At 45.3% G+C, this 25,205-nt stretch carries 17 protein-coding genes; 5 read left to right on the forward strand and 12 right to left on the reverse strand.

Going from position 1 to position 25,205, the window contains the following annotated elements; genetic code table 11:
• Window positions 1-132: 132 nt before the first annotated feature.
• Window positions 133-2,457 carry an S-layer homology domain-containing protein gene (locus tag ACZ5Q7_RS02550; RefSeq protein ID WP_343751530.1) on the reverse strand — a complete coding sequence of 775 codons (2,325 nt, stop codon included), beginning with the start codon at window positions 2,455-2,457 and terminating at the stop codon, window positions 133-135.
• Window positions 2,458-2,650: 193 nt separating this feature from the next.
• Complete coding sequence (locus ACZ5Q7_RS02555) at window positions 2,651-4,015, reverse strand: S-layer homology domain-containing protein (RefSeq protein WP_343751531.1); 1,365 nt, start codon at window positions 4,013-4,015, stop codon at window positions 2,651-2,653.
• 316 nt (window positions 4,016-4,331) lie between these two features.
• On the opposite strand from ACZ5Q7_RS02555, the gene ACZ5Q7_RS02560 reads away from it, so the two are divergent.
• Window positions 4,332-5,333, forward strand: a complete 1,002-nt coding sequence (locus ACZ5Q7_RS02560; RefSeq protein WP_343751532.1) for an SEC-C domain-containing protein — start codon at window positions 4,332-4,334, stop codon at window positions 5,331-5,333.
• A gap of 176 nt (window positions 5,334-5,509) precedes the next feature.
• Here the strand turns inward: ACZ5Q7_RS02560 and ACZ5Q7_RS02565 are convergent, their stop codons facing one another.
• A complete protein-coding gene (locus tag ACZ5Q7_RS02565; RefSeq protein ID WP_343751533.1) occupies window positions 5,510-7,267 on the reverse strand; it encodes a phosphodiester glycosidase family protein in 1,758 nt (585 codons plus the stop codon).
• A 164-nt stretch (window positions 7,268-7,431) separates the two neighbouring features.
• Window positions 7,432-9,096 (reverse strand): S-layer homology domain-containing protein, encoded by a 1,665-nt coding sequence (locus tag ACZ5Q7_RS02570; RefSeq protein WP_343751534.1) that lies wholly within the window; start codon window positions 9,094-9,096, stop codon window positions 7,432-7,434.
• Window positions 9,097-9,413: 317 nt separating this feature from the next.
• Here ACZ5Q7_RS02570 and ACZ5Q7_RS02575 point away from each other — a divergent pair, with 317 nt between their 5' ends.
• From ACZ5Q7_RS02575 to ACZ5Q7_RS02585, 3 genes are read left to right on the forward strand one after another with little or no spacing between them, the layout of a single operon-like run.
• Window positions 9,414-10,922 carry a DUF6056 family protein gene (locus tag ACZ5Q7_RS02575; protein ID WP_343751535.1) on the forward strand — a complete coding sequence of 503 codons (1,509 nt, stop codon included), beginning with the start codon at window positions 9,414-9,416 and terminating at the stop codon, window positions 10,920-10,922.
• A 33-nt stretch (window positions 10,923-10,955) separates the two neighbouring features.
• Entirely contained in the window at window positions 10,956-11,942 is a 987-nt protein-coding gene (locus tag ACZ5Q7_RS02580; RefSeq protein WP_343751536.1) for a glycosyltransferase family 2 protein, read from the forward strand.
• The gene (locus ACZ5Q7_RS02585; protein WP_343751538.1) at window positions 11,939-12,328 is read left to right on the forward strand and encodes a GtrA family protein; all 390 of its coding nucleotides are present in this window, start codon (window positions 11,939-11,941) and stop codon (window positions 12,326-12,328) included. The genes ACZ5Q7_RS02580 and ACZ5Q7_RS02585 overlap by 4 nt, the downstream gene beginning before the upstream one ends.
• Window positions 12,329-12,380: 52 nt before the next feature.
• Here the strand turns inward: ACZ5Q7_RS02585 and ACZ5Q7_RS02590 are convergent, their stop codons facing one another.
• The 7 genes from ACZ5Q7_RS02590 to ACZ5Q7_RS02620 form a co-directional block, all read right to left on the reverse strand.
• Window positions 12,381-12,923, reverse strand: coding sequence for a transposase (locus ACZ5Q7_RS02590; protein ID WP_343751539.1), 543 nt, complete (start codon window positions 12,921-12,923; stop codon window positions 12,381-12,383).
• Window positions 12,924-13,358: 435 nt separating this feature from the next.
• Window positions 13,359-13,769, reverse strand: a complete 411-nt coding sequence (locus tag ACZ5Q7_RS02595) for a hypothetical protein (protein WP_343751540.1) — start codon at window positions 13,767-13,769, stop codon at window positions 13,359-13,361.
• Between the two features lie 205 nt (window positions 13,770-13,974).
• The gene (locus tag ACZ5Q7_RS02600) at window positions 13,975-14,547 is read right to left on the reverse strand and encodes a TetR/AcrR family transcriptional regulator (RefSeq protein ID WP_343751541.1); all 573 of its coding nucleotides are present in this window, start codon (window positions 14,545-14,547) and stop codon (window positions 13,975-13,977) included.
• A 13-nt stretch (window positions 14,548-14,560) separates the two neighbouring features.
• Window positions 14,561-17,653, reverse strand: coding sequence for an efflux RND transporter permease subunit (locus ACZ5Q7_RS02605; protein WP_343751563.1), 3,093 nt, complete (start codon window positions 17,651-17,653; stop codon window positions 14,561-14,563).
• Between the two features lie 12 nt (window positions 17,654-17,665).
• On the reverse strand, window positions 17,666-19,063 hold the full coding sequence (locus ACZ5Q7_RS02610) for an efflux RND transporter periplasmic adaptor subunit (RefSeq protein WP_343751543.1): 1,398 nt from the start codon (window positions 19,061-19,063) through the stop codon (window positions 17,666-17,668).
• Window positions 19,064-19,227: 164 nt separating this feature from the next.
• Complete coding sequence (locus ACZ5Q7_RS02615) at window positions 19,228-20,556, reverse strand: TolC family protein (protein WP_343751546.1); 1,329 nt, start codon at window positions 20,554-20,556, stop codon at window positions 19,228-19,230.
• 336 nt (window positions 20,557-20,892) lie between these two features.
• The gene (locus ACZ5Q7_RS02620) at window positions 20,893-22,836 is read right to left on the reverse strand and encodes a M28 family peptidase (RefSeq protein ID WP_343751548.1); all 1,944 of its coding nucleotides are present in this window, start codon (window positions 22,834-22,836) and stop codon (window positions 20,893-20,895) included.
• 295 nt (window positions 22,837-23,131) lie between these two features.
• Here ACZ5Q7_RS02620 and ACZ5Q7_RS02625 point away from each other — a divergent pair, with 295 nt between their 5' ends.
• Window positions 23,132-23,389 carry a hypothetical protein gene (locus tag ACZ5Q7_RS02625; protein ID WP_343751550.1) on the forward strand — a complete coding sequence of 86 codons (258 nt, stop codon included), beginning with the start codon at window positions 23,132-23,134 and terminating at the stop codon, window positions 23,387-23,389.
• 150 nt (window positions 23,390-23,539) lie between these two features.
• Here the strand turns inward: ACZ5Q7_RS02625 and ACZ5Q7_RS02630 are convergent, their stop codons facing one another.
• A complete protein-coding gene (locus ACZ5Q7_RS02630) occupies window positions 23,540-25,168 on the reverse strand; it encodes an S-layer homology domain-containing protein (RefSeq protein WP_343751552.1) in 1,629 nt (542 codons plus the stop codon).
• Between the last annotated feature and the right edge of the window lie 37 nt (window positions 25,169-25,205).

Genomic DNA, 25,205 nt, shown 5'->3' on the forward strand with positions numbered 1-25,205 from the left:
GCGAATTGTCTAAATTGTTGAAGTGCCTGGCACCGGAAAGATTCTGAATTGTTAGAGTGCCTGGCACCAAAAAAAACGTTGGAATGAGTGTTGTATCTCATTCCAACGTTTTCTAGATTCAGTGTCTGGCACCTATGGAACATCGACGGATACGGCTGTTGTGTTAATCGTGTTGTCCGTATCGTCTTTAACGGAGAAAATAACGTTGCCTTGGTCGCCGGATTGGACCGTATAGGCTGTGTTATCTGTGATGGTTAAATCTTTATTTCCAGTCCATTCGATTGAACCGACGATCTCATCACCGTCTGTCAGGCCGTCATCACCGTCTTTTTCAATATAGAAGTTATTATCGTCAACGTAAACATTTTCATTCGTGGAAACGTCGACGCCTGTAACGATGCCTGTGTCTTCTTCATAAGAAAGAACCGTTGACGCATTCACGGTTTCGCCGGCTTCTGTCACTGCGTCCGTTGTTTTAAAGGCTATCGCATTCATCTTCGGCGTTGAATTTTTGACAGTCACGGTTTTTTCAGCAACAACCGTACCACCGTAACTGACGTCCAAATCAATCGTTCCGGTTTTGCCTTTAGCCGTCACAACGACGTCATTGTTGCTAACTTGGACATTAGCATTTGTGTCGTTGGAAATTTGAACGGTGTATTCATCAGCGGTTTGTTCTTTTGCAGTGATGGATTCTTGTCCAATTTTAAAGCCGGCTTCATTATATTGATTCAAAGCCAGGCGGACGCTTGAATCCTTATCCCTTTCATCTCCGGTTCCAACGGCATAGGCATCGATGGTAGTATCATCGGACTCGCCTCCGACTACCTCAAATTTACGGTTATCGACATTGAGATCTCCGGACACGTCAACGGATACCGACCCTAATGGATTCCCGTTTTCTTCGTCATATACAGCTACATTGCCTTGACCTTCTACCGAGCCAGTAATAGAAAAGTGTCCCTTGCCATTGTCAATCGCGACGTTGGATGAATGGCCCTCGGCAAATTCAACGATCGGCTTCTGCGTTTCATCCACTTGAACGGTTGGCCGTTTGACGTAAACCTCACCTGTATAAATTTCGCCAAATTGATCCGTCACGGTCAGATCCACTTGCTGCTTACTGCCATTGTCTGCGACGAATTCAACGGAAGACGGATCGACCGTTACATTGGAGGCTTCGCGTGTGTCAGCAGAGACCGTCAATGTAAACGATGTTGTTGTCTCGCCGGTAGAGATGGTTACTTCAGTTGCTCCCGCTTTTATGGTTGTCAGTTCGCCTTCAGAATTAACATACGCAACATCCGGATTCGATGAGTCAATGGAGTAGGCGTCAATAGGATTATTCGCGTCACCTGCTTCTGTTGTTCCTGTAACATCTGTTATGGTCACCGTTTCACCTTCAACAGCTGTTGTGCTGTTTTCAAGAGTGAGATTACCGGCTTGCAACGTGTAGTCATCAATCGATTCGTACGTTGTATCAAAATTTTCCACATTAACGGACACCACGTCGGATTCAGCTACGATGTCTCCATTGTCATCGGAAATAACAACTTGATACTCAAACGTCGTATCTATGTCAAACGAATCTTTTAATTGGCCTGTTGTCGATGTGATGGCCGCACCTTTAACGGCATTGCCATCGTCATCCAGTTTGGTAAAAATCGCACTCGGTGACGTGAATGTAACGTCATATCCGGATTCTTTCAGTTGGTCGACACTGACATTTGTGCCGTCATTGATCGTGAATCCTGCGAGTTGGCCAGGTGTATCATTATCGACGACATCCGTCGTTGCCTCGACACTGTGAACGATGGTCGTGTCAGTAATTTGAAGAGCGCCATGAAGCATGGTTGCAAAGGCACCGCGGGAGATTTCTTCACTTGGATGGAAATCATCGGTTGCAACCGTCAAATCAAGATTAGCCAACACTTGTACGTTGGCTTCATGGGATGGGCCGACGTTGTCCAAATTGATATCGACATCCTCAACCGTGTCGTCATATTGTTTCAGATTAAGACCGCTGACAAGGACGGTAGCCATTTGTGCACGCGTGATGTCGTCGGCCGGATTGAACTTGCCATTACTACCACTGAACGCACCTGCTTCCGTGACCGCAGCAATCTGCTCGGCATACAGGCTGTCAGCGTCAACATCGGAATATGCGCTCAATGCGTCTGACACATCCGATGGCGCTTGAAGATCCAATGCGTTATAAAGCATAACGGCTATCTGCCGGCGGGTTACATTGTCATAAACACCGAATGACCCGTCTTCATAGCCATCAACAATGCCTTGTTCGGCCAAGGCCATAACCCCTTCGTAGTGAGAGTTACTTTCCTGAACGTCCGTAAATTCCGTTGAATCGGCTGATACGGCGGGCGCCACAGCAACAACTGCCGTAGCCGCTGCCATGGATGAGACAGCTACATTACGATATTGCTTCGTATGGGACATATTGGTTTCCCCTCCTGGAATTATGTTCCCCATGATCATAGGGCACGTACTTTATGGTGAGATACAGAACCATCGATTCGTCTATGACTCCATATATCTACCACTATAGCATAATAGAGTTGCAAGCGCCAGTTGCAAGTGCCTGGCACCAAAACAATTGCGAATAGTGCGAATTGATTCAGTGCCTGACACCTTAGTGCATGGCTTGGTACAAAAAGCTGGCTACATGAAGGCGTCTGGTTGGGTCGTGTGGTGAGAATTTTCCGTTTGGCAGTGCTGTGATCCCCTTCTGCGCCATAATACGAATCGTTTCCCTATGTGACGGACTGGCTTGATTTAGATCAGCCACGTCAACGTGTGTGTCTGCTTCGGTCCAGTTAAACGCATTAACCAGCACCGTCGCCATTTGCTCTCGTGTTAGATGTGACGCTGGTTTAAATGCACCACCATCGCCTTGAAATATCCCGTTCTGTTTCAGTGCTGTCACGACTTTTACTAGATACGGATCGTGATAATCAAGCGGTATATCCGTGAAAGGGGCTGATTCGACATTGTCAGGAACGTCCATGCCCAACGCCTGAACAAGCATTTTAGCAGCTTGTGACCGGTCTATATGTTCTCGTGGACCAAAGTGACCATCCGGGTAACCCTTAATAATATGATGACTGTATAACCAAAATGTTTGTCCAAAGTTTGGATGATCGAGCGGTATATCCGTAAAAATGGGTGCCACCGTATTCGTTACTATATTCTTAAATTCTTGGAAACTCGTTGACGGAACGATTCCAAGTCGATTAAGTTGATAAGGGTCATCCCACGATGATACATAACCGTCTTTCACCGTATAGGCTGTTTGAAACCCAGCTTTTTTCAATATCTTTTTAGATTCAGAATTGTACTGACCAAATGGATAAGCAAACAAGGTTACATCGTCATTGTAGTTTGAAAGCGCCTGTCGATTTGCATCAAGATCAGAAATGACAGTATCGGGCGATTTGTATGTAAAAGCTGATTGTCCTTTTATATACCTATGTAACTGATTTGTATGACTTTCCAGTTCAAAAACCTCGTCCGAAATGGCATCAAGCATACGCTCGTCCATATATTGGTGCTTCGCAGGATCCCATTCGTCGCCATAATCTTTATATGTTCGATTGGTAATGATATTTGCGACCCCATGGAGATCATGCTTTTTCATAATGGGCATAGCATAGCGATACACACTTCGAAGACCGTCATCAAATTGAATCATCACACTTTTGCGAGGTAATTGACGATCACCGGCCAAAAAGGCATTCATGTCGTCAACTGAAATTGTGTGATAACCATTTTCCGCCAAATACGTCATCTGCTTTTCAAAACTATCAACCGTGATATAACTTGAATTGTTAGGATGTAACTGTTTTTCCTCTTCCGTCAACAAACCGTGATACATGAGGACTGGAATCTGTGTCGCCGGATCATCTACATCACCCTCAGCTGCATAAGCAATCCTTGGTACCAATACGATAAATGCGAGCAGTACTGCTGATAATCCCGTGATGATATTTCTTTTCATGTTAACCTCCTATTATGACACCATAACGTTTTAAATAGATTATACACCATTTTGGATGGGTATAGGTTCATATATTAATAGAAACAATTTCCACCTAGTGCCTGGCACCAAAACAATTGTGAATAGTTCGAATTGATTCAGTGCCAGGCACCGAGAAAATTTTGAATTGTTAAAGTGCCTGGCACGTATAAACGATTTTCAATAGGGAAACATGTGAGTAAGAATAACGGGGTTTGGACATTTTTTCCTTGAACCTTTTCGGATTTTCAAGCATAATTAATAAGGTATCTAACTTACATGCGAGGTGCTTTGAACTATGTGCAAGTATGAAAGAAATGAGCTTTGTCCATGCGGCAGTGGAAAGAAGTATAAAAAATGCTGCGGAGCCTTTAACATAACCGATTTCAGTTCCCAAGTCATCAACAGAGAACTGGATCGTTTACACCAACAGTTCGTTTCTTTTGCAACGAATAAGCACGACGATACCATTCATAGACAGATAACCCGATATGCGACACGCGACCTCGACAACGATGATATGAATCAAATTTATGAGAGCGGCTTAATGATCTGGATACTGCTGAATGTCGCATGCCTTCAAAGGGGACAAACCCTGTTTGATGCCTTTTATCACACATATCAGTCCCAAATAGAACATCAGGCGAAACATACGTTTAGTCTATGGGGCCATAGCGTTCCTTCTGTGTATGAAGTCATAGACATTGATGAGGCATCCAGCCAATTATTCGTCCGGGAGCTATTGAGTGATACCGCCTACCCGCTTCCAATGGCAGAAGGCGAGACATTCAAACACGGTAGCCTCCTTATCGGAACACTGGTCCCATATTTTGACCGATTCAACTTTTTTTACAGCATCGTCAAGCTGTATGCCTATAATAAAGAAAACGTCATAACGTTATTACAGCACTATTCCAGTAAAGATGATGGTTTGAAGACGCATTTTCCTGACTTTTTAGCCGAGGCCCTTTCACTTGAAACAGACGCGGATGATGCCAATCCGCAACGAGGGCAGGTTGTCCAATTGTTTGCCAATCATATGGTTGACAAAGACATATCCGATGACATCATTCTTCAGGGCATTGACCTGTGGAATGACTATTGCAAACAGGCAAAGCCGTCCTTCGTCAAAAGCGAATCCTATGCGGCGGCCCTGGAATACTTTGTACAAAAAACCATTTTAAATAATACGTCTATGACACAAGGACAAGTGGCCAGTGAATATGATGCTTCCCCAGGAACGGTTTCAGCGCATTACCGGAAACTTTCCCAAACGCTGGCGAGCAATACAACGCCATAACGAAAGACTCTGTGTCACCGACGACAATCAAAAATCCGAACTGATTCAAACGTCTTCCATTTAGATATTGAATCAGTTCGGATTTTTTTATAATCGATACGGTTAAACGTTAACGATCGCTGCGGAAAAATACGCTGTCGCATGGTTCAGCCAGTCCCAGCCTTTAGTCACTAGCATTAGTTTTGCTGGGACTGATAGAGAAACGTAGCGAATTGGCCGCGTGTAACGGGTTCATTCGGGCGAAAGTCGTCCAGCTGGTTCGTAATGCCGAGATTGGCAAGTGTCTGAACGTTTTCCTTATGCGACGGAGCTACGTTCGATAGATTAATATCCACGTCGTCCCCTTTTTTCTCCAAATCAAATGCAGATACCAATGTAGAGGCCATTTGTTGCCGGGTCAGCTGTTTCTCCGGCATATAGTTGCCATCACTGCCGTTGAAGATTCCTGCTTGTCCTACAGCGGCTATATAGGATGCATATAGGTCATCAGCCTCAATGTCTTTAAAATAGTCCGTAACGGCTGATGCATCCGGCCTTTCAAGGTTCTGAACGTTTGTAAACATAATCGCTGCATGCGGGCGGTTCAAAATTTTACCGACGCCGTATGAGCCATCTTCATACCCTTGTATGCCTTGTTTGGTGAGCCACTCAATGCCGTCGGCGTGCGTGTCATCCCGGTTCACATCCGTATACAGATAATAAGGCTTGTCTGATGTCGATACTGCCATCAGCGCCGAAATCACGCCTCGCTGTCGCCCGTCAGATGGCCGGTTTGCCACTTGCACAGTGTCATAGCCCGGGTACCGTATATCCATCGTCGTCGAGCCGCCTCCATCAAGATTCAGCGCCCGATCGGCACCTAATCGGACGGCATACTTGGCAAATTGCGAAAGTGTCATGCCTGCTGCATAGCCTGATTGTCGCCCATCAGCCGTTATGAAAAAGACCGTGTCGCCGGATTCATCAATAGCGACCGCCGTTCTGGGGGCCTTCAATCTAGCGCGCCAGCTGTTCGGATTCATCGACAAGTTGACGTGACCATCCTTCACAAGCATCGGTCCACTTGTGAGCATAAACGATGACCCTTTCCATTTATTGTCAATATCCACATTGAAAGACACGTTGTCACCCTTTTCCATATTGTCAAGTGGGCCCATGGCTTTACGGTGCGCGGATAATACAAACCCATTCTCCGGGATGTCAGCACTGTCGGTGTCGCCGTATTGACGCACGGCTGTTACCGTGCCTTGATACGATGATCCAAACGTAAGAGCCGGTTTTTCATCCGTTTTTACGACGACTTCCATACCGTATTGATTCGTTTGCGTCGTATTCCCATGAAACGCTGAGGTATACAGCGTCACACCGTCTTCGGTCCGGGGTTTATTGGCACTTATCATCTTGTGTTTTTTCCCTTGGTATGTATAATTAAGCGTCAAATGATAATCGTCAATCATTCCTTTGCCGTGTCTATTCATCCCAAAAGCAATCGGCTCATTAACATAACTGTTTTGATTGCTGGATACTTGTTGCCCCGCAAATGTCAATTTATTATCTTTGGATATAAGATACATGGGGATCCGCGGGACCGTGTGGTAAAAGGATGCGTTCACGGCACTGACAACACGATGGTCATTGCGATGGTAGTTCATCACTAGTGACGTGGTCGTTAACAGCTTGTTCAACCCGTCCGGAAATCCTACCTCCACCGATGTATCTGTACGACTTGTGTCGATCGCCGTCACTCGTACCGCTTGTTCGCCTGAACCGTTGGATAAACGGATATCCTTGTATTGAACCCCTTTTGACACGGGGAATTGTTCCTGAACCGATTGCGATGCCGACGCGTCTCCGGGCATACCAAGAACCATCGACCATAGCAACAAAACGGCTGACTGCAATAATAATACGCTCGTCACTCTCTGTCGTTTCATTCGATGTTATCCCTTCTTTATTTCATAGATTTATAGTCTATTATACTACGAAGTAATAAAAAAGAAAAACCCGAACCGGTTCAAATGAGTTATGAATCGCCGTTCGGGTTTTTTCTTAATTAAACGTTTTTTGTTTTAGCTTCGAACTGTTTTGATCAGTCCGGTTACGATACGTCCTGTTCCATTGGTTTTGTTGGCATCATGCCTTCCAATTCTTCCACTGGAACAGTTTCATCCGCATCCGGTGTATCAATGGAAATGTCGCCATTGATATTGCGTTTGGTTTGATCAGCGGAAAGACTCACGCCAAATGTCTCCCCTTCGGCACTCACATCCACGTCCAGATCAACGGTATCATGAACGATATAGTTTTGATCGTTTATCGCCACATATTCTTCAAACGTATTAATCTGCAACGTATCGTCGATTTCGGATGTAATGGTGTCGATGTTTTCTTTCATAGTTTCAAATTCTTTCTGCGCCTGCTTGATGTCTTCTTCCGTCAGACCAAGCGCCTCGGAGTATTCCGGTTTTTCCAGAATGTCAAAGAATCCCGGCACAAAGCCTGTCAGCAATGTTTCCATAAATGGCTGCAATTCGTCATCCGTCAATTCGAAGTGAAGCACGTGCTCAGCATTGACGTCTTCCGGAAGATCGTAGGATCCGGCTTCTGCTTTATCATAGTAGTCATTGCCAAACGTATCGATAAATAGGTCTTGGACAGCCATTGCCAATTCGGTTTGCACATCGGTATCAATGGATGGCTGGCCTTGCATCTCCTGAAGCTCCTGCATGTCAAATTCGATAAATTTGCCATCCAGCTCTTCTGGCATTGGCGCAGCAGGTGTTTGCGGGAACTTCATCCACATTTTTTCTTCCGTCATGATCATCGGAATGGTGATCGTCGTCTCCATATCACCTTTCATAGTAACGTCAACCGACGCGTCGAGCATCATCGGATCTTTTTGATAGGAACCGCTGATGTCCACTTGTATATCCTCAAGCATCATGCCCATTGCTTTTTCTTCCTGCGTCGTCTTCATTGATTCAGGAAGTGACAGCTCGATGTTGGCATTGCCCTCGAACTCATACGAATCCAGTTCCTGTTCGTTCCCGTATGCTTTCTTCAACAGCTCAGTCACTTCGGTATTGTTATCGTTACCGTTGTCATCGCCGTTTCCGTTACCGTCGTCGTTACCATTATCGTTGTCCGTCTCATCGTCCTTACTATCGAGGGACTGCGCAAGCATTACGCTGAACTGAGCCCGGGAGATATTTTCATTCGGGCTGAAATCCTTCAGCTGATTCGTAATCTTTAAATCAGCCAGCACTTGCACATTGTCCTCGTGACTCGAGCTGACATTACTGAGATTGATATCTACGCTCTCTTCACCGCTTTCCAGGTTGAATGCACTGACAAGAACCGAAGCCATTTGCTGGCGTGTCAAATTCTTATCCGGCATAAACGCACCATCACTGCCGCTCATGATTCCCGATTTCCCGGCAGCCGCTATGTAGTCGGCATATGGATGATCGGGTTGAATATCGTCAAAATAGTTGGTCACAGCATCGCTATCCGGCTTTTCCAGATCCTTTGCATTGACCAGTATAATAGCCGCTTGAGCTCTGGTCAGGTTATCATTCACACCGAATGAACCGTCCTCATAGCCGTCTATGACACCTGTATTAGCAAAACGGTTAATCGCATCCGCGGCCCAAAAATCCTCGGGCACATCGGAAAATGACGTTTCGGCGTCCGCCTTCGCACCCGGAGCGAGCAGGCTTACCACAACAGCAAATACAGCAACCCAAATTCCTCTTTTGAACATCTTTCTGTCTCTCCTCTCCTTTATGCTGTGAAATGTGCCAGACACTACGAAACTTTCAAACTATTCGAGTGCCCAGTGTTTTCCAATATAACATAAACTGATAGCGCGTTCCAGAAAATCGATCGTGTGCCTGGCACCGCGTGTGCCTCGTGCCTGGCACCGGGACAATTCTGAATTGTGTGCGTGCCTGGCACCGAAAGAATTGCGAATTGTGTGCGTGCCTGGCACTGTGGAAAATCGGTGGCACCCTGCATCCCTGTGTGATATACTTTGTTCGTGTGTGTGCAGTTCTCCAATAGAAAGAGCGGGGATGATCATTGACCGACAAACGTAACTATGTACCTATAGCATTGTTTACAGGCATTTTTTTATTTTATTTTTTCATTGCTTTCCAGACGCCTTATACCGGTGATGACTGGACGTGGGGCACTGAACGGGGCATGACGCGCCTGGACAATCTTTTCGCCGATTATAATGGCCGGTATCTCAGTAATATCATTGAAATTTTAGCCACTCGCTTCGCATTCCTGCGGTACGTGGTGCTGAGCCTATTTGCAACGGCATTGGTTTATGTCATTGGGCGCGTAACCAGTCAGGACAACAACCTGCTTTATTGGCTATTGGCGTTTCTATTTATGCTGCTTTTGCCGACAGACATTTACGCACAAACCTTTGGATGGACAGCCGGGTTCGTTAATTATGTTCCATCGATGGTGTTACTCATTCTCTATATCATGATGGTAAAAAATATTTTCTCCGACGAGCCGCCCACTTATCGGACGTGGCAAGTGTATGCGGCCATTCCTCTCGGTCTATCCACGCAATTGATCGTTGAGCATGTGACGATATTTTCGATTGTCATCGCGTGCATGGTCGTTGTGTATACCGTCGTTGTGCATCGAACGGTTTGTCGTGTTCATCTCGTCTATTTGCTGTCATCAGTCATTGGTGCGGTTATCATGTTTTCAAACAGTGCGTACTGGAATATACTGAACGGACAGGACAAACATGCGTACAGGGAGATTAAGAACGGAGCGGACGCCGGAATTTTAGGCAAATCCTATGACGTGTTCTCCGGCGATATGTATCGCTATTTATTCATCGATAACCCCGCTATTCATTTATTTATTGGCGTCATGATTATGATTCTCGTTGTGCATGGAGCTTCTCGATCACGCGTGAGTCAAGTCGTAAAGCCAATCGTGCTTCTGGGCGTCGGGGGCTTCGTATTATATGTCGTCATTTTTCAGCACATGTTAGGAAATGCTTATTTGGGACCCTTGACCAATGATGCGGAGGCGTTATTAAGCGCGTTCTATTTCATAGCGGTCAGCCTGTCTGTTATGGTTTTCGTGAAAGATTCTCCGGCTCGCAATCGGCTGTTGCTATATGTGCTTGGTATTGTGTTATTATCCGCGCCATTTGCCTATGTGACGCCTTATGGTCCGAGAGCTGCATTGGCGTCCTATATATTTATGGTCCTACTCGGGTTGGAGTTGTTTGCGTATAACAAAAAATGGCATGCGTGGGGCAGCAAACCGCTTCGTTCCGCATTGATCAGTCTGGTAGTAGCGGCTGTTGTGGCCTATGTCGGTATCTTTTCCACGATTGGGCATGCTAACGAGAAAAGGCTCACCCATTTGCAGACCCAAGCCGTGACGACGGACCAGCCCATCTATCTTCCGGAGCTGCCATTTTCGTCCTTTATGTGGTTTTCTACCCCACCAGACGCGCATTTTAATCGGATGTTCAAACGATTTTACGGCGTACCGGAAAAGCAGGATGTCCGGTTCATTCCTTATGCCGAATGGAACAGAAAACATTAAGTGTCTCACGACTACAAGCAAGGAAGGATTCTGATGAAAACCGTCTCTCTCATCATACCATGTTTCAATGAAAGAGATTCGTTAAAACAAACATATCAAGCGATCAGTGATGTTTTACAGCGGTCAACGGACGTTTCCCATGAAATGATTTTCGTCGATGATGGAAGTCAGGACAACACCTTTTCCATCATTTATGATATCGCCGCTGCTGATTCACGTGTCAAATATGTAACGTTCACAAGAAACTTCGGGAAAGAAGCGGCGATGTTAGCCGGATTAAAAAATGCTTCCGGCGATGCGGTCATTATTATGGATGCCGATTTACAGCATCCGCCGCACTTGATTCTGGATATGCTGGCGGCGTATGAGGATGGGTATCACCAAGTCGTCGCCAAACGAACACGGACCAATGAAAAACCGTTCCGCAAGTGGATGACGATGGTTTACTATAAAATGATCAATAAACTGATTGATGTCGAGTTGGTCGACGGCATTGGGGACTTTCGTCTGCTGAGCCGCCAAGCTGTTGATACGCTCTTACAAATGCCGGAATACAACCGCTTTTCCAAAGGCTTGTTTTCCTGGATTGGGTATGAGAAAAATGTGATTGAGTATGACAACCAGGAAAGGGTGGCCGGCAGCAGCAAATGGGGATTCAGCAAATTGTTGAATTACGCGATCGATGGAATCATTTCCTTTAACAGCAAACCGTTGCGCTTATTAATTTACATGGGCTTGATCATCACGTTGTTAAACATGGTGTATATCGGTGTTTCGTTTGTGCAAATTTTGCTGTTCGGCATCGATGTTCCCGGCTACTTTACACTCATTTCCTCCGTCTTATTCCTGGGAGGCGTTCAGCTCATTTCGATTGGGATTTTAGGGGAGTATGTCGGACGTATCTTTTATGAAGTGAAACGCAGGCCCGAGTATGTCATCTATCATACCAATATCCATTCGAAAGAACACAGAACCGACCGTCAATATACAGTAAAACTTCCGATTGGTGACAAAAAATGATATCCAGGCTCATCCATTTAATCCAAACCAGAGCCTTTATTCGATTTGTCATCGTTGGCTGTATCAACACGTTAACCTATTACACGCTGTATGTGCTGTTTATGTCGCTGGGTGGTTTATATATCATCAATCACTCAGCTGCTTTTGTTATCAGTATGGTCGGGTCTTTCTATTGGAATTGTTATTTCACGTACCGAACGAAACCGACATTGGCGAAGTTTTTTCAATTTCCGCTAACGTATGTCGTCAATTATAGTGTCTCAACTTTGTCCCTTTATGTATTAATCGACCTGCTGCAGTTCAGTGAATTTCTGTCCCCGCTCATCGCGGCCATCATCCCCATCCCATTCACATTCATCATCTCACGGTTCATATTGGTGAAGTAAAAGGTGCCTGGCACTCGTTTAATTCAGAATTGTTTCGGTGCCTGGCACTGACTCAATTCTGAATTGTTTTGGTGCCTGGCACTGATTCGGTGCCTGACATTATGGATCGTAGGACGTCGAGTTGGATGAAGGGGTAGGGACTTGTTCGCTGGTGGTAATAAAGCGGGAACGATGAGTAGGGATACATGTGCAATTGCGACACCATCGGCACCTCCGTCTCGATCGGGTTACGGTGTATATAGTCAGACACCTCAACCATCCCGCCCGGAAGAGGCACTTCTTTGGAATAATAACGATTTTGATAAATTTGACCGGTAAAATGGTATCGATGGCGATAATAGTCGCTGTAGCGTTTGTTTATGAGTGACATGAGTGTGCCAAGTGACACATGAGGGGACCGGAGCAAAAAATGAACGTGGTTGGTCATAATGCAATAGGCATGGACTTCAAAGGGATATTTATAATACACACCATTTAAAATACGATAATACTCGTTAATATCGACATGATCTATGAAAATGTTTTGCCGATTATTGCCGCGCATGGTGATATGATAATAACCATTTGAATGCCAGGCCCGTCTAGGTCTGCCCATGAAAACCAGCCCCAATCGGTCGAGTCACATGAACCACATACTCGGTTGCTCTCAATTTGCACGTCTCGCCTTTATAAATAAAACCACCTACATTCCGCCTCGGCCATTTTTTCATCACGTGTTCATGCATTTCAATCATCCTTTCCTTACGATTCTATTTTCCTATCCTAGCCCTGAATCCAGCCCATGTAAAACAGGCATTATGCCATTTTACAGCGCCCAAAACACCACAAAATTCAAAAACACACAAGACAAACACCCATTTTTAGCGTACCTGGCACCGAAACAAATCAAAATTATCCGAATTGTTTGCGTGCCTGGCACCGGAACTATTCTGAATTGTGTGCGTGCCTGGCACCAAAACAAACAAAAAAATCTGCGGAGGGGTTTTGCCCCGCCGCAGAATTGTCAGAATTGTTAAAGTGCCTGGCACCATTAATCCAATTGGTATTGATCGAGTTTGGTTCCGTCTTGTGCAATGATGATATCGACTGGTTTATCCGGATATTTGTTCCTGATGATGTCTTGGTATTTCGTCTTCAGGTCATCATTCCATTCTTTTTCAGCTTTAAGCTGTATATCAATATTAACCGATTCTTTGTCTTCGCCTTCAACCAATTGAACCATTGCTTTTTTTACTTCGTCTTCCTGCTTAAGTGTTTTTTGCAGGTCATCGTCACTGGATAATTCTTGTGAAGGCTCATTATTTTCTTGATCTTTACTTTGGTCTTTTTCTTCCTGTTTTGGCTCATCATTCTTATCGGATTCATCTCCGGACGAGCACCCAGCTATGGAAATGGCTGCTACTGCCAGTACCATCGTTATCATCCATTTACGTAACGTCATTCTATCGCCACTCCTTCTTTAATAAGTACAGCGTTATTTTACCGTACACCAAACGGAATCGTACAGGGTAGTATGTCCTATTCTGTAAAAAAGATGACTACGGAGAGAGACCCTCCCCGTAGAATTGTCAGAATTATTGAAGTGCCTGGCACCGCTACTTTTCAGAATAGTCAGAAGAGTTAACGTGCCTGGCACCGCTGCACCGCTACTTCAATCCTTTTAAAAGGATGTCGATTTCTCCGCGCATGAGTTCTTCGATGTTATCCTGCTTTCGGAAAACTTGAAAGTAAATGCCGAGTCGGAGAACGTCCTGGATGAGCCATGCTGCGACTTCCGGCTGTACATCCCGGATGTCATTTTGATCCATAAAATGCTGCAGCATCGTGGACAGTCGTTGCATATCCTTCTCTTGATTCTCGGCCATCCATTCCTGTAATTGATTGGAAATCCTTGATAGATCCTCATATATCACAAACGATATTTTTTCGCCGTGCTTATTCAGCATAAATAGTGTCTTGTGCAGCAGACGATCGAAAAATGCTTCAATCGAATGGGACTCTTCAATGGCTTCCATCAACACATCGGACACGTAGGAGACGTTCGTCTTAATCATTTGGACAAATAACTCTTCTTTACTGTCAACATATTGATAGATGGTTCCTTTTCCGACACCGGCACCAACGGCAATGTCATCCATTTTTGTCTTTTCATATCCGCAGTTCAGAAAGACGTCATTAGCCGATGACAGAATGGATTGCCATTTATTAGGCTTTGTCATACGACACCATCCTCTACTCCAATTCCTGGGTCTTCTTCTTCCGTGTTACTAACCGTTTCATCGTATTGGCGGTGTTGTCGATAATCACATACATAACCGGTACAAGAACGAGCGTGAAGACGGTTGATGATAACAAGCCAAAGATAACGACGATGGCCATCGGTTGCTGCGTTTCAGCGCCCTCTCCGATAGCTAACGCAAGCGGCACCATCGCAAGTGCTGTCGTTAAGGTCGTCATGAGAATCGGACGCATACGGCTTTTTCCTGCCTCAATAATAGCTTCCATACGATCGATTCCCTTGCGACGCAGAATGTTAATATAGTCAACAAGGATAATGCCGTTATTGACGACAATACCTGCGAGCATGATCAAACCAATCAATGCCGGCATACTCAATGGTATATTCGTAACAAATAATCCTAAAATGATACCAATGACCATGGTCGGCAAGGAGAACATGATAATAAATGGATAGGTAAATGACTCAAATTGAAAGGCCATGACCATGTAGACTAACACAATGGACAAAATTAATGCCAAGCCGAGTTGTGTAAATGACTCGGTAATCTGTTCCGTTTGTCCGCCCATATCGGTGTCATAGCCGTCAGGTAAATTCATTTGGTCCAGCTTCGATTGAATTTCCTGAGATACACTGCCCAAATCCCGACCTGTGACATCGCTGGTGATGTTCATTTGCCGTTGTTGATCTTGACGATTAATTTCACTCGGTCCTTGCGTCTGTTTCAGATCGGCAACGGCCGTCAGGGGCACATCAACACCTTGAGCATTTTTAATCACCATGGTTTCCAGATCACGAATGGTCTCCCTCTGTTCATCAGGGAGGGCAACCGTGACATCATATTCATTGCCACCTTCTTTGTATTTGGTTGCTGTTTGGCCGCTGAACGCCAAGTTGACTTCACTCATGACTTGCTGGTACGACAGACCATATCGGCTGGCGACATCCCGGTTCACGTCCACTTGAATTTCCGGATTTCCCTCGGATGCTGAGCTGTCAACGTTCATCGTTCCTTCTGTATCTTCAATCATCCAGACAATTTGCTGCGATATGTCTCTTAGCACGTCGAGGTCATCACCGGAAACGTTAACCTGTATCGGGGAGCCTGTGCTCATGCCCGTACTGCCTGCCGAAACGGTAATTTCTGCACCTGGAACATCATTGAGCTTCTCGTCGACATCCGCAATAAATCCATCTGTTGTCGTGTCCCGTTTTTCTGAACTGATTAATTCGATCATAAAACTGGCTGTATTGCTGCTGGAGCCGCCTCCAACACCCGGCGTTCCACCACCGCCTATCGTGACAAAACTGGTTTTAATAATATCGTCATAACCCTTCAGATGGTCTTTAATATTCTTGACTGTGGCTTCTGTTTCTTCAAGTTGTGACCCGTCATCCAAGGTTACCTCAATTTGAGCTTGGCCGTTATCCGAACTTGGTTGCAATTCAACACCTATCGCCGGAATTAAAGCGAGTGACCCGACAAGAAGCAAGCCAACAATTAATACGACCGTTTTCCGTATTCTGAGTGCTCGAGCCAATACTTTTTCGTAAACAGCAATTAACTTATTCAAAAGCCAATTGACCATTCCCTTGCTATTCTCACCGCCAAATGACACATTCGCGTTTGTCAGTAATTTCGACGACAGCATCGGGATTAACGTCAATGCTGCTATAAGAGAAGCAGACAGGGCGAATACAACCGTTAAGGCCAGCGGTTTAAACAATTGTGCCGCTATACCATCGATAAACACAACCGGTAAAAACACGACGACTGAGGTAATCGTCGACGCAATAACCGCTGATGATAATTCGGATCCGCCTTCAATCGCAGAATCCTCGGTCGACAACCCTTCCTGACGCTTTTTAAAGATATTTTCCAAAATCACGATGGAACTGTCCACCATCATACCAATACCTAACGCTAAACCACCCATGGATAAAATGTTAAGCGTTTTGCCGGTAAAGTACATGAGAGTGAAAGTGGAAATAACAGCAATCGGCATCGAAATTCCGACAACCAGGGTTGCTCGAATGCTCCGTAAAAACAGAAGCAGAACGACGGCTGCCATGATCGCACCGACAATCATGTTTTGAACAACGGATTTCATGGAATCCGTAATAAACGTTGATGTATCGATCACGGTCGTCAGTTCCATACCACGTTCGTCAAGATCCGGATTCAACTCGGCAATTTTATCCTGGACCCCTTGAGCCGCATCCACTGTATTGCCGTCGGATTGTTTCGTAATCGAAAAGATGAGTGCGTCTTTGCCATTAACGCGTGTTATGCTGCTTTGGTCCTTGAACGTGTCTTTTACATTGGCCACATCGGCCACTCGAACCGAATTACCATCATTCAAGTCAACCAATGTGTTCCGGATAGCGTCCACCGAGGTGTATTCACCGTCAATCCGTAACTGAACATCTTTATCACCTTGCAGGACGGTACCTGCTGATATGGATCGATTGCCTGAGCTGATCGCCTGACTGACCTGGGATGGTGTTATGCCATAATTAGACAGCTTCCCTTGATCTAGGGCGACACGGATTTCCCGTTCGACACCACCTTGAATGTCAGCCGATGCAACGCCACTGACGCGTTCAAGTTCCGGCTGAATTTCATCTTCTGCAATATCCTGCATTTTGCTTAGATCATCACCGGTCAGACTGGCCCACGTAATCGGCGTACTATTCGGATCCAGCCGCATGACGGTGGGCGAATTGGCGTTATCCGGAAGCGTCCCTGACACTTGGTCGATTTTTTCCCGAACATCGTTTAATGCATTATCGATATCTCTGCCGAAATCAAATTGCATAATGACCAGGGAGGAAGACGGTTTAGAAACGGATTGAACGGTATCAATCCCTTCAATGCCACCAACGGACGATTCAATGGGCTTACTGACCAATTCCTCCATTTCCTGCGGTGCAGCACCGTCATAACTGGTCGCTACGACAGCAACAGGTAGATCCATTTTCGGAAACAGTTCAACAGCCAATCCCCGCAACGAAATCGTTCCCAGTAGCAGGGCCGCTATGATGACCATGACAACGCCGACCGGACGTTTTATTGACCCTCTCACAAGTTTCAACGCTTAGTCCTCCTCCATAATTTTTACTTTATTCCCATCTTCGAGGAGGCTTTGTCCGCTTGTGACGACTTGATCGCCTTTTTTGATATCACCTTTGACAGCCGTGACGTTTGTTCCTTGCCGGATAATGTCGACGTCTTTTTGAACGGCTTTACCATCTTTTGCGATAAACACAACAGATTGTCCTTCCACTTGAACCACGGCGTTGGATGGTACTAAGAGGCTCTTGTCTACCAGCACTTCATCGGTGATTAATGTGGCAACCATGCCGGGACGGATGGTACGGTCGCTGTTTTGGATGTCGGCTTCAACAGTGAACAACCCCGCATCAGAGCTTGTTGAGGCAACATAGGAAATGGTTCCGGTCACGTTGTCGTCCACGCCTGAAACAGCGATTTCGACGCTATCGCCCTTCGACAACCTTTTCAACCGTTCCGGTGATACTTGAACCTCCAGCTTGACCGTGTCCATTGAGACAATGGTCGCGAAAGGTTCCTGAGTTGAGGCCATTTCCCCCTGCTCACTGTTCAACGTGGTGATCTCACCGCTTATAGGGGCTTTAATGATTTTATCCTGTAAATTCTCCCGAGCCGTATCAACCCCTAGTTGGGCTTGCTGAACGGATGACCGTGCTTTGTCAATACCGATTTCCGCCTCGCGAATGGATGACTGGGCAAGGTCAACGCCAACTTCCGCCTGATCAACGGACGCTTTTAATGACGCCAGCGAAATATCACTCGTTGCCTGTTCTTTATTCATTTTCACTTTTTCATACGCATTCTGGGCGTCTTTTAATGCTTTTTCGGCATCCTCATATTCCTTTTTGGAAATTAACCCATCATCAAACAGCGATTTCATCCGTTTTTTATTTTTCTTTGCCTGATCGAGAGCCGTTTTTGCATTTTCTATATCCAGTTCGATACTGTCTTCATTATTTTGCTGTTTTTCTTTCGCTTCTTCCAGAGAAGCCTCCGCTTGACGCAACGACGCTTTCGACTGTTTGCGGTTTGTTTGGGCTTTTTTCTTGCCCGCAATCGCATTGTCCAACGCGATTTTTGCCTGCTCCAACTTGGATTGCTTCTGGTCGAGCGCATTGCGTTCATCCGTCGCATCAATTTGTGCGATGGTTTCTCCATTTTTCACGGTGTCACCCTTTTCCACCGAGACGCTTGTTAATTCACCCGGTGCTTTCGGGGTCGCGTTTACTTCCTGTTCAGGAATAATGGTCCCTGTTATTTTATTCTCATCATTTAACGAACCGAGCGATACGTCCGCAACTTCCACGGGTGTTTCTGTTTCCTTCTGATCGTCTGTTGCGCCTTCTGACTCACTGCATCCCGTGGCGATACCGGTGAAGAGAATAATAGACAAAAGACCTGCTAAACCGGTCTTGGTATTCATAAAATCATACCTCCCCCTTATCAGTTGTGTTTTTACAAAGGCATGGCCAGAACTGACTGGTCAGTTCTGGCTGTATATACATAGCTCACAGACGCTACATCCCACTAGCTCTGAGATACGAGCGACGATGCGATGACGCATTTGTTCTGTCTTGTCATGTCTGCTTATTGTTTGCCGCCGCCTGCGCTCTGTTGTTGACTTTGTTGACTGCCGCCGCCTGTTTGAATCACGCCGTTTCTCAATAACTCAACTTGACGTTTCAGGAGAAAATATTCCTGTTTCGCTGATTTTAAATCCAGTTGCGCCTGATCCACTTTCGTGCGGGCTGAATCATACTTTTGCTGGGATATCAGACCGACATCCAACCGGCGTTTCAGATTTTGATGATCTTCTTTGGCGTAGTCCAGTTCATGTCGTTTTTCCATAAACGATTGGTATTGATTTTTAGCGTCTGTAAATAGACTATCAATGGCCTGGTTTAAATCCTCTTTTAATTGCTTAATATTTTCCTTTTCCTGTTCTACAGCAATTTCAGCCTGATTGACATCTTCGGCTTCAACATCTTTATCGGTATCGGTAACGTCTTTTTTGGCCTGGTCCAATTTGTACTCAGCAAGCTCCAATTTTTCTTTGGCTGTCTTCATGCTATATGAGTTGTTGATTAATTCTTCGGTTGTCTTCTCCTGTTCGATGGGCTCCACTGATTCCAAACCAGGGGCTTCCAAGGATAAATCATCGTGATAAGCAACACCGATATCGGCAGCAAAATCACGCATATTATTTTGCAGTGTTGTTTCTGTCTGGTCGATCTGGGAATCGAGACGTGTCAGTTCCCGTTGGGCGGTGCGGAACTTATCGCGCGATGCAAGCCCGAGATCATAACGTTTCTTGGTTGCTTCCACTTGCTCTCTTTGCGTCTCTAGGGATTCTTTTGTGAACGCCAACTGATTTTTGGTCATCACCAGTTGCATAAAGGTGGAGACGGTCTTGAATTTAATGTTTTCTTCAGCTTCCTGTTGATTAAATTCAAGTTGTATTTTGTTGGACGTCAATTCTTCATATGCGTCTTCAAGTTGATCCAGACTATCTTCCATTTTTTCTATTTGGTTTTGAATCTGATAACGCTGTTGAAAGGTGTGGCCCGGTTTTTCCTTCAGATCATCAAACTTATCTTCCAGATCCTCTATATCATCTTCCAAATCGCTGTAATCATTTTCAGTGCCAGCTAATTGACTTTTCAAATTATCCAACCGATACCGGACGAGCATAAGCGATGTATTGTCTGTTAACGCATGGTCAATCGCAGCATCGAGCGTAAGGGTATCAATCGTCTCAACCGATTCGTCACCTGTTTCTTGCGATTCGTCCCCCGTACTGTCCGGTGCTTGCTGATCGTCATTAACAGTTGACTCATTACCATCAGCCAGAGCGACAGGTGTCATCGTTGTCGAAGCAATCAAAGCGGCTAATCCGGTTGTGACTCCTTTTTTCATGTGATGTATCCTCCCATGTATGAATATTTCCGAACGATCACTAGCATTGTAGAACTGGCACTGTTCTGCCCACGATATGAAACACTTTTGTATGTCTATGCGGTTCTTCATACAGTTATGATGCATGGTAACATATGCAACATGCGACAGAAATCACCTATCCTCTACAAAACTAGTACCATTCCATAGCATATATTCTAACACACATATCAGCGAACGAGAACAATTCTGAATTGGAATTGTGTCGGTGCCTGGCACTTGAAGAATTCTGAATTGTGTTGGTGCCTGGCACGAAAAAAACCCTACGGAGCGTTTCTTCTCCGTAGGGTTCGTCTATTAATCTACCGGACGATTTTCAAACGAATAATTGATAAAATCATCGGCAATATCAAAGTTTGGTACCTTTGGTGTTTCCGGCCGGATAATTTGATAGGCGGCCGCTCCAACAGTTTCCGTCACTTGCTGGAGTTTCTTCTTGCTAATTTTATCCAATGTGTCTGTTGGCTGGTGGTACGATGGCTCAAGAGGCGCATGGGTAAATAACGCCGTCGGTATACCAGCATCATGGAATGGCTGATGATCGCTGCGCCCCATTTGTCCGTATGGCAAGGTGACATCCATCGTTTTGGAGGCCCACGTTGCGCCCATATCCGTTACTAGATTTTTGTTGCCGTCAATCGTGAACATAATCAGTCCACCGGCCGGGTTATCGGCTCCGGCTTCACGGGCACCAATCATATCCATTTGAAAATGTGATACGATCCGGTTCCGTTCATTCTGCAACATGGACTCAACGTAATGTCTTGATCCAATGAGCCCTCGTTCCTCCGCGCCAAACGTTACAAAGCGTACTTCCGTATCGATCGGCTTATTCGCATAAATGCGGGCAAGCTCGAGCACCGCTGATACCCCTGATGCATCATCATTGGCGCCCGGGCCACCAGGAACAGAATCATGATGCGCTCCAATGGTAACGAGCTGTCCTGTCGCTTTATTCGGTTCTGGCTTTAAAGAAGCAACCACATTATGGGACGTCTTTTCGATACGTTTGACTTTGATATCCAACGTCGCCGTTACATCGCCATCGTCCAACTGCTTCACCAAGTCTTGTCCGGTTGAACTGGATACGCCAACTGCCGGAATGATTTGTGCGCCCGGTACCATTCGATAACTGGCGTCGTCGTCACTGGAGTAGACGATAGCGCCAATCGCGCCCTTTTCCTTGACTGTGAACACTTGTTTTAAAGGCGGCATCTCCGTATTGCCCCGTTCAATGAGCGCGATTTTTCCGTCCACATCCGGCATGTCATCGGGATTCGCTTTGCCTACGTCAACAAGGGACGCTGTTTGTTTTCCGTTTGGACCACCACTGATGACATCGACTGCCTTGTCCTCCAGTGCGTTGCCATTGATCGCAACATTGGCTTCAGAGTGGACTTCCCGAATAGGAAATGATTGAATCTCGGTATCGTAACCAAGCTCATCGAATCTATTTTTAATATAATCGACGGCTCGTTTTTCCCCGTCCGTACCAGCTTCACGCGGAACATCGCTCAAATAGTCGATGTCATTATACATATTCGCCGCATCAACATTTTGTATAACTTTTTGGTCGAACAGTTCAAATGTGCTGCCCAGCTCTTGCACTTTTTGATCGAGTGTGACATACATCGTGGCAAATGCGCCGCGGCTAATCGATTCGGCAGGCCTGAAATCATCGGTCTGATTCGTGACACCCAAGTCCGCTAAAATTTGAACACGTTGCTTATGGGACGGGGCCACATTATCCAATTCTATGTTTCTACTCTCGTTTGCCTCATATTCATCTAAATCTCTTGCTGTCAAAAGGACCGATGCCAGCTGTTGCCGTGTGATCGGTTGATTAGGATGAAATGAACCGCCACTTCCCTGAAAAATCCCCGCTTTGGTAACAGCGGCAATCTGTTTGGCGTAGGAATGATTGCTATTCACGTCGTCGTACCGGTTTAACAGGCGATTCATCGTTTGTTCTTCCGGTGCTTTTAAATCAAATGCTTGATACATCATAACAGCTACTTGAGATCGCGTTACATCATCCCACTGACCAAATTGTCCATTGTCGTACCCTTGAACAATGCCCTGTTCGGTCAATGTCATGATCGCTTCATAATGACTCTGCCCCTCGTTTACATCCGGATAGGACGATGATGCTGCCAAAACAGGCGCAGCAGCCATACTTACAGCAGCAGCTGCAGCAAAAACAGACCCTGTGACTTTTTTCCATAAATGGTTATCTGCCATGAATCTTACCCCTCCCCTATGTAAAATCTATACAACAAGCCATTGTAATATTAACACAAAGGACAACGCCTGTCACCTCCAAAAGTTCAGAATTGTTTCGGTGCCTGGCACTCGTTCAATTCTGAATTGTGTGGGTGCCTGGCACTGACTGAATTCTGAATTGTGTGGGTGCCTGGCACTGACTGAATTCTGAATTGTGTGGGTGCCTGGCACTGTGTTGGATGCCTGGCACTTTTTTGAATAACTAAAGCACATTGTGCAAAAGATATGCTTAAAGATGAAAGGGGTTTTGATAATGAGTGAGTTTATCACCGCAGAACCAAGGTCAAATGCCGCTGCAATTGTCTCAATTTCGCTTGCCATTCTTGGTTTCGTTTTTAGCCTAATTCCATTTATTGGATGGTTTTTACTGCCAGTATGGGTCTCAGCGATAGCAATAGGTACTTTAGGCTTATTAAAACAATACAACAGGGGAATGGCACTATTCGGTATCGGGATAGGGTTGTTTACATTTATATATAAGATTTCTTTTCTTCAAGCATTATTTGGGTAATCAAGAGCCCCAAATAATCACAATACATTAAAAGGAGGTAGTTACAAAATAACTACCTCCTCATTGTGTGGGTGCCTGGCACTCGTTCAATTCTGAATTGTTTCGGTGCCTGGCACTGACTGAATTCTGAATTGTGTTGGTGCCTGGCACTTAAATACGAATATCGGGTTTCATTTCGTCAATCGTTGCTGGGCCAATGTAATGGACATTGTCTAATTCTTGTATTGCATCGAATGAGCCATGTTCCTGCCGGTAATCAATGATGTTTCCGGCAATCTCCGGGCCAACGCCGGTGATTAATTGAAGTTTTTCTTTGTCGGCATGATTAACGTCAATCGGATAAGGGTCTGGATTCGGCTCCGGATTTGGTTCTGGATTCGGTTCGGGATCCGGCTTAGGATTCGGTGTGACGGTTTGTTCGTCTGCGTTCACTTTATACGCAAACCGATTGGAATCCACTGTTATATCACCCGATTCCATAGTCGAATATAAATTGGTGCCAGCGTTGTTCAAGCGACTTACGACGTTGTCATCAGGGTGACCATAATTATTTTCTCCATACGACAATATCCCCACTTCTGGCTGAACGTCATTGATAAACGATTGAGATGTTGACGTTTGTGATCCATGATGGCCTACCTTCAGTATGTCAGATGACACATCGTAATTCGACATCATTTTCTGTTCATTAGTGGTCGTTGCATCTCCCGTAAATAAATAATCAACTTCACCTTGTGTCATTTTTAACACGATGGACGATTCATTATTATCGTTGCTTGAACGTTTGCTGTTTAATACTTTAATATCTAAATTTTTATCCAGATTGATTGTCTCGCCAGTCTGTGCGGTATCCATCGGAATGTTCTTATTATTAATTACGTCGATATAATCCGAATACGTTTGTGTCGTATGCGATTTTCCGCTATCCAGCACACGGTTAACGTCAACGTGTTTAAGAACGTCGATAAGACCGCCAATATGATCAGCATCGGGATGTGTTGCCACGAGAAGATCGATGGACTCAATTCCGGATTGATTCAAGTAATCAACCACATCGTCACCTGACGAGTTAGGACCGCCATCAATTAAAATATGTTTCTCATTTGGCGTCTCGACCAGAATACCATCACCTTGCCCCACATCAATAAAATGAGCTGACATTTCATTATATTTATCGGATGTGACTTGCGAGGTCCTATACAAGAACGTCGCAAACTGACCGCGTGTCACATCTTCAGACGGGCGAAAGTTATCCGTCTGGTTGGAAATGCCGTGTTGCAATAACAGCCGAACATTCTTTTTGTGGGACGGGCTGACATTGGAGACATTTGCATCAATGGCGTCCCCGTTGTCCTTAATGTTATAGGCTTGAACCAATACTGTTGCCATTTGCTCCCGTGTCAATGGTTTATCATCATGAAAATAGCCATTGCTTCCTTGAAAGATATCCGCATCATATGTAGCCGCAATTGATTTGGCATAATAATGCGATGGTGATATGTCCTTGAAATGGTTTAATAGATTTGAAAGATCTTTCGATAACGTTAGGTCTTTCGACTCGGAAAACAATGCTGCCGTTTGTTGTCTGTTAATGTTTTCAAAGGGATGAAACTCATTTGACGGATAGCCGCTAATGACACCTTCCTCCGTTAATGTTGTGATCCCCATGTAATGCGAATTATCCTGAGACACATCTTCAAAATTAGATGCGGCGTCGACTGGAGATGCCAGAAAAGCAAACGTCATAGCAACCAGTACGACAATAAAACTATGTCTCAATCGTATTCCTCCCTATCAATATAGTACCAATGTCATG

The sequence above is a fragment of the Lentibacillus halophilus genome (assembly GCF_055395055.1).

What these genes read in the sequence shown, in the direction of transcription:
- ACZ5Q7_RS02550 (WP_343751530.1), bottom strand. Translation starts at nt 2,457, where the DNA reads ATGTCCCATACGAAGCAATATCGTAATGTAGCTGTCTCATCCATGGCA.
- ACZ5Q7_RS02555 (WP_343751531.1), bottom strand. Translation starts at nt 4,015, where the DNA reads ATGAAAAGAAATATCATCACGGGATTATCAGCAGTACTGCTCGCATTT.
- ACZ5Q7_RS02560 (WP_343751532.1), top strand. Translation starts at nt 4,332, where the DNA reads ATGTGCAAGTATGAAAGAAATGAGCTTTGTCCATGCGGCAGTGGAAAG.
- ACZ5Q7_RS02565 (WP_343751533.1), bottom strand. Translation starts at nt 7,267, where the DNA reads ATGAAACGACAGAGAGTGACGAGCGTATTATTATTGCAGTCAGCCGTT.
- ACZ5Q7_RS02570 (WP_343751534.1), bottom strand. Translation starts at nt 9,096, where the DNA reads ATGTTCAAAAGAGGAATTTGGGTTGCTGTATTTGCTGTTGTGGTAAGC.
- ACZ5Q7_RS02580 (WP_343751536.1), top strand. Translation starts at nt 10,956, where the DNA reads ATGAAAACCGTCTCTCTCATCATACCATGTTTCAATGAAAGAGATTCG.
- ACZ5Q7_RS02585 (WP_343751538.1), top strand. Translation starts at nt 11,939, where the DNA reads ATGATATCCAGGCTCATCCATTTAATCCAAACCAGAGCCTTTATTCGA.
- ACZ5Q7_RS02590 (WP_343751539.1), bottom strand. Translation starts at nt 12,923, where the DNA reads ATGGGCAGACCTAGACGGGCCTGGCATTCAAATGGTTATTATCATATC.
- ACZ5Q7_RS02595 (WP_343751540.1), bottom strand. Translation starts at nt 13,769, where the DNA reads ATGACGTTACGTAAATGGATGATAACGATGGTACTGGCAGTAGCAGCC.
- ACZ5Q7_RS02600 (WP_343751541.1), bottom strand. Translation starts at nt 14,547, where the DNA reads ATGACAAAGCCTAATAAATGGCAATCCATTCTGTCATCGGCTAATGAC.
- ACZ5Q7_RS02610 (WP_343751543.1), bottom strand. Translation starts at nt 19,063, where the DNA reads ATGAATACCAAGACCGGTTTAGCAGGTCTTTTGTCTATTATTCTCTTC.
- ACZ5Q7_RS02615 (WP_343751546.1), bottom strand. Translation starts at nt 20,556, where the DNA reads ATGAAAAAAGGAGTCACAACCGGATTAGCCGCTTTGATTGCTTCGACA.
- ACZ5Q7_RS02620 (WP_343751548.1), bottom strand. Translation starts at nt 22,836, where the DNA reads ATGGCAGATAACCATTTATGGAAAAAAGTCACAGGGTCTGTTTTTGCT.
- ACZ5Q7_RS02625 (WP_343751550.1), top strand. Translation starts at nt 23,132, where the DNA reads ATGAGTGAGTTTATCACCGCAGAACCAAGGTCAAATGCCGCTGCAATT.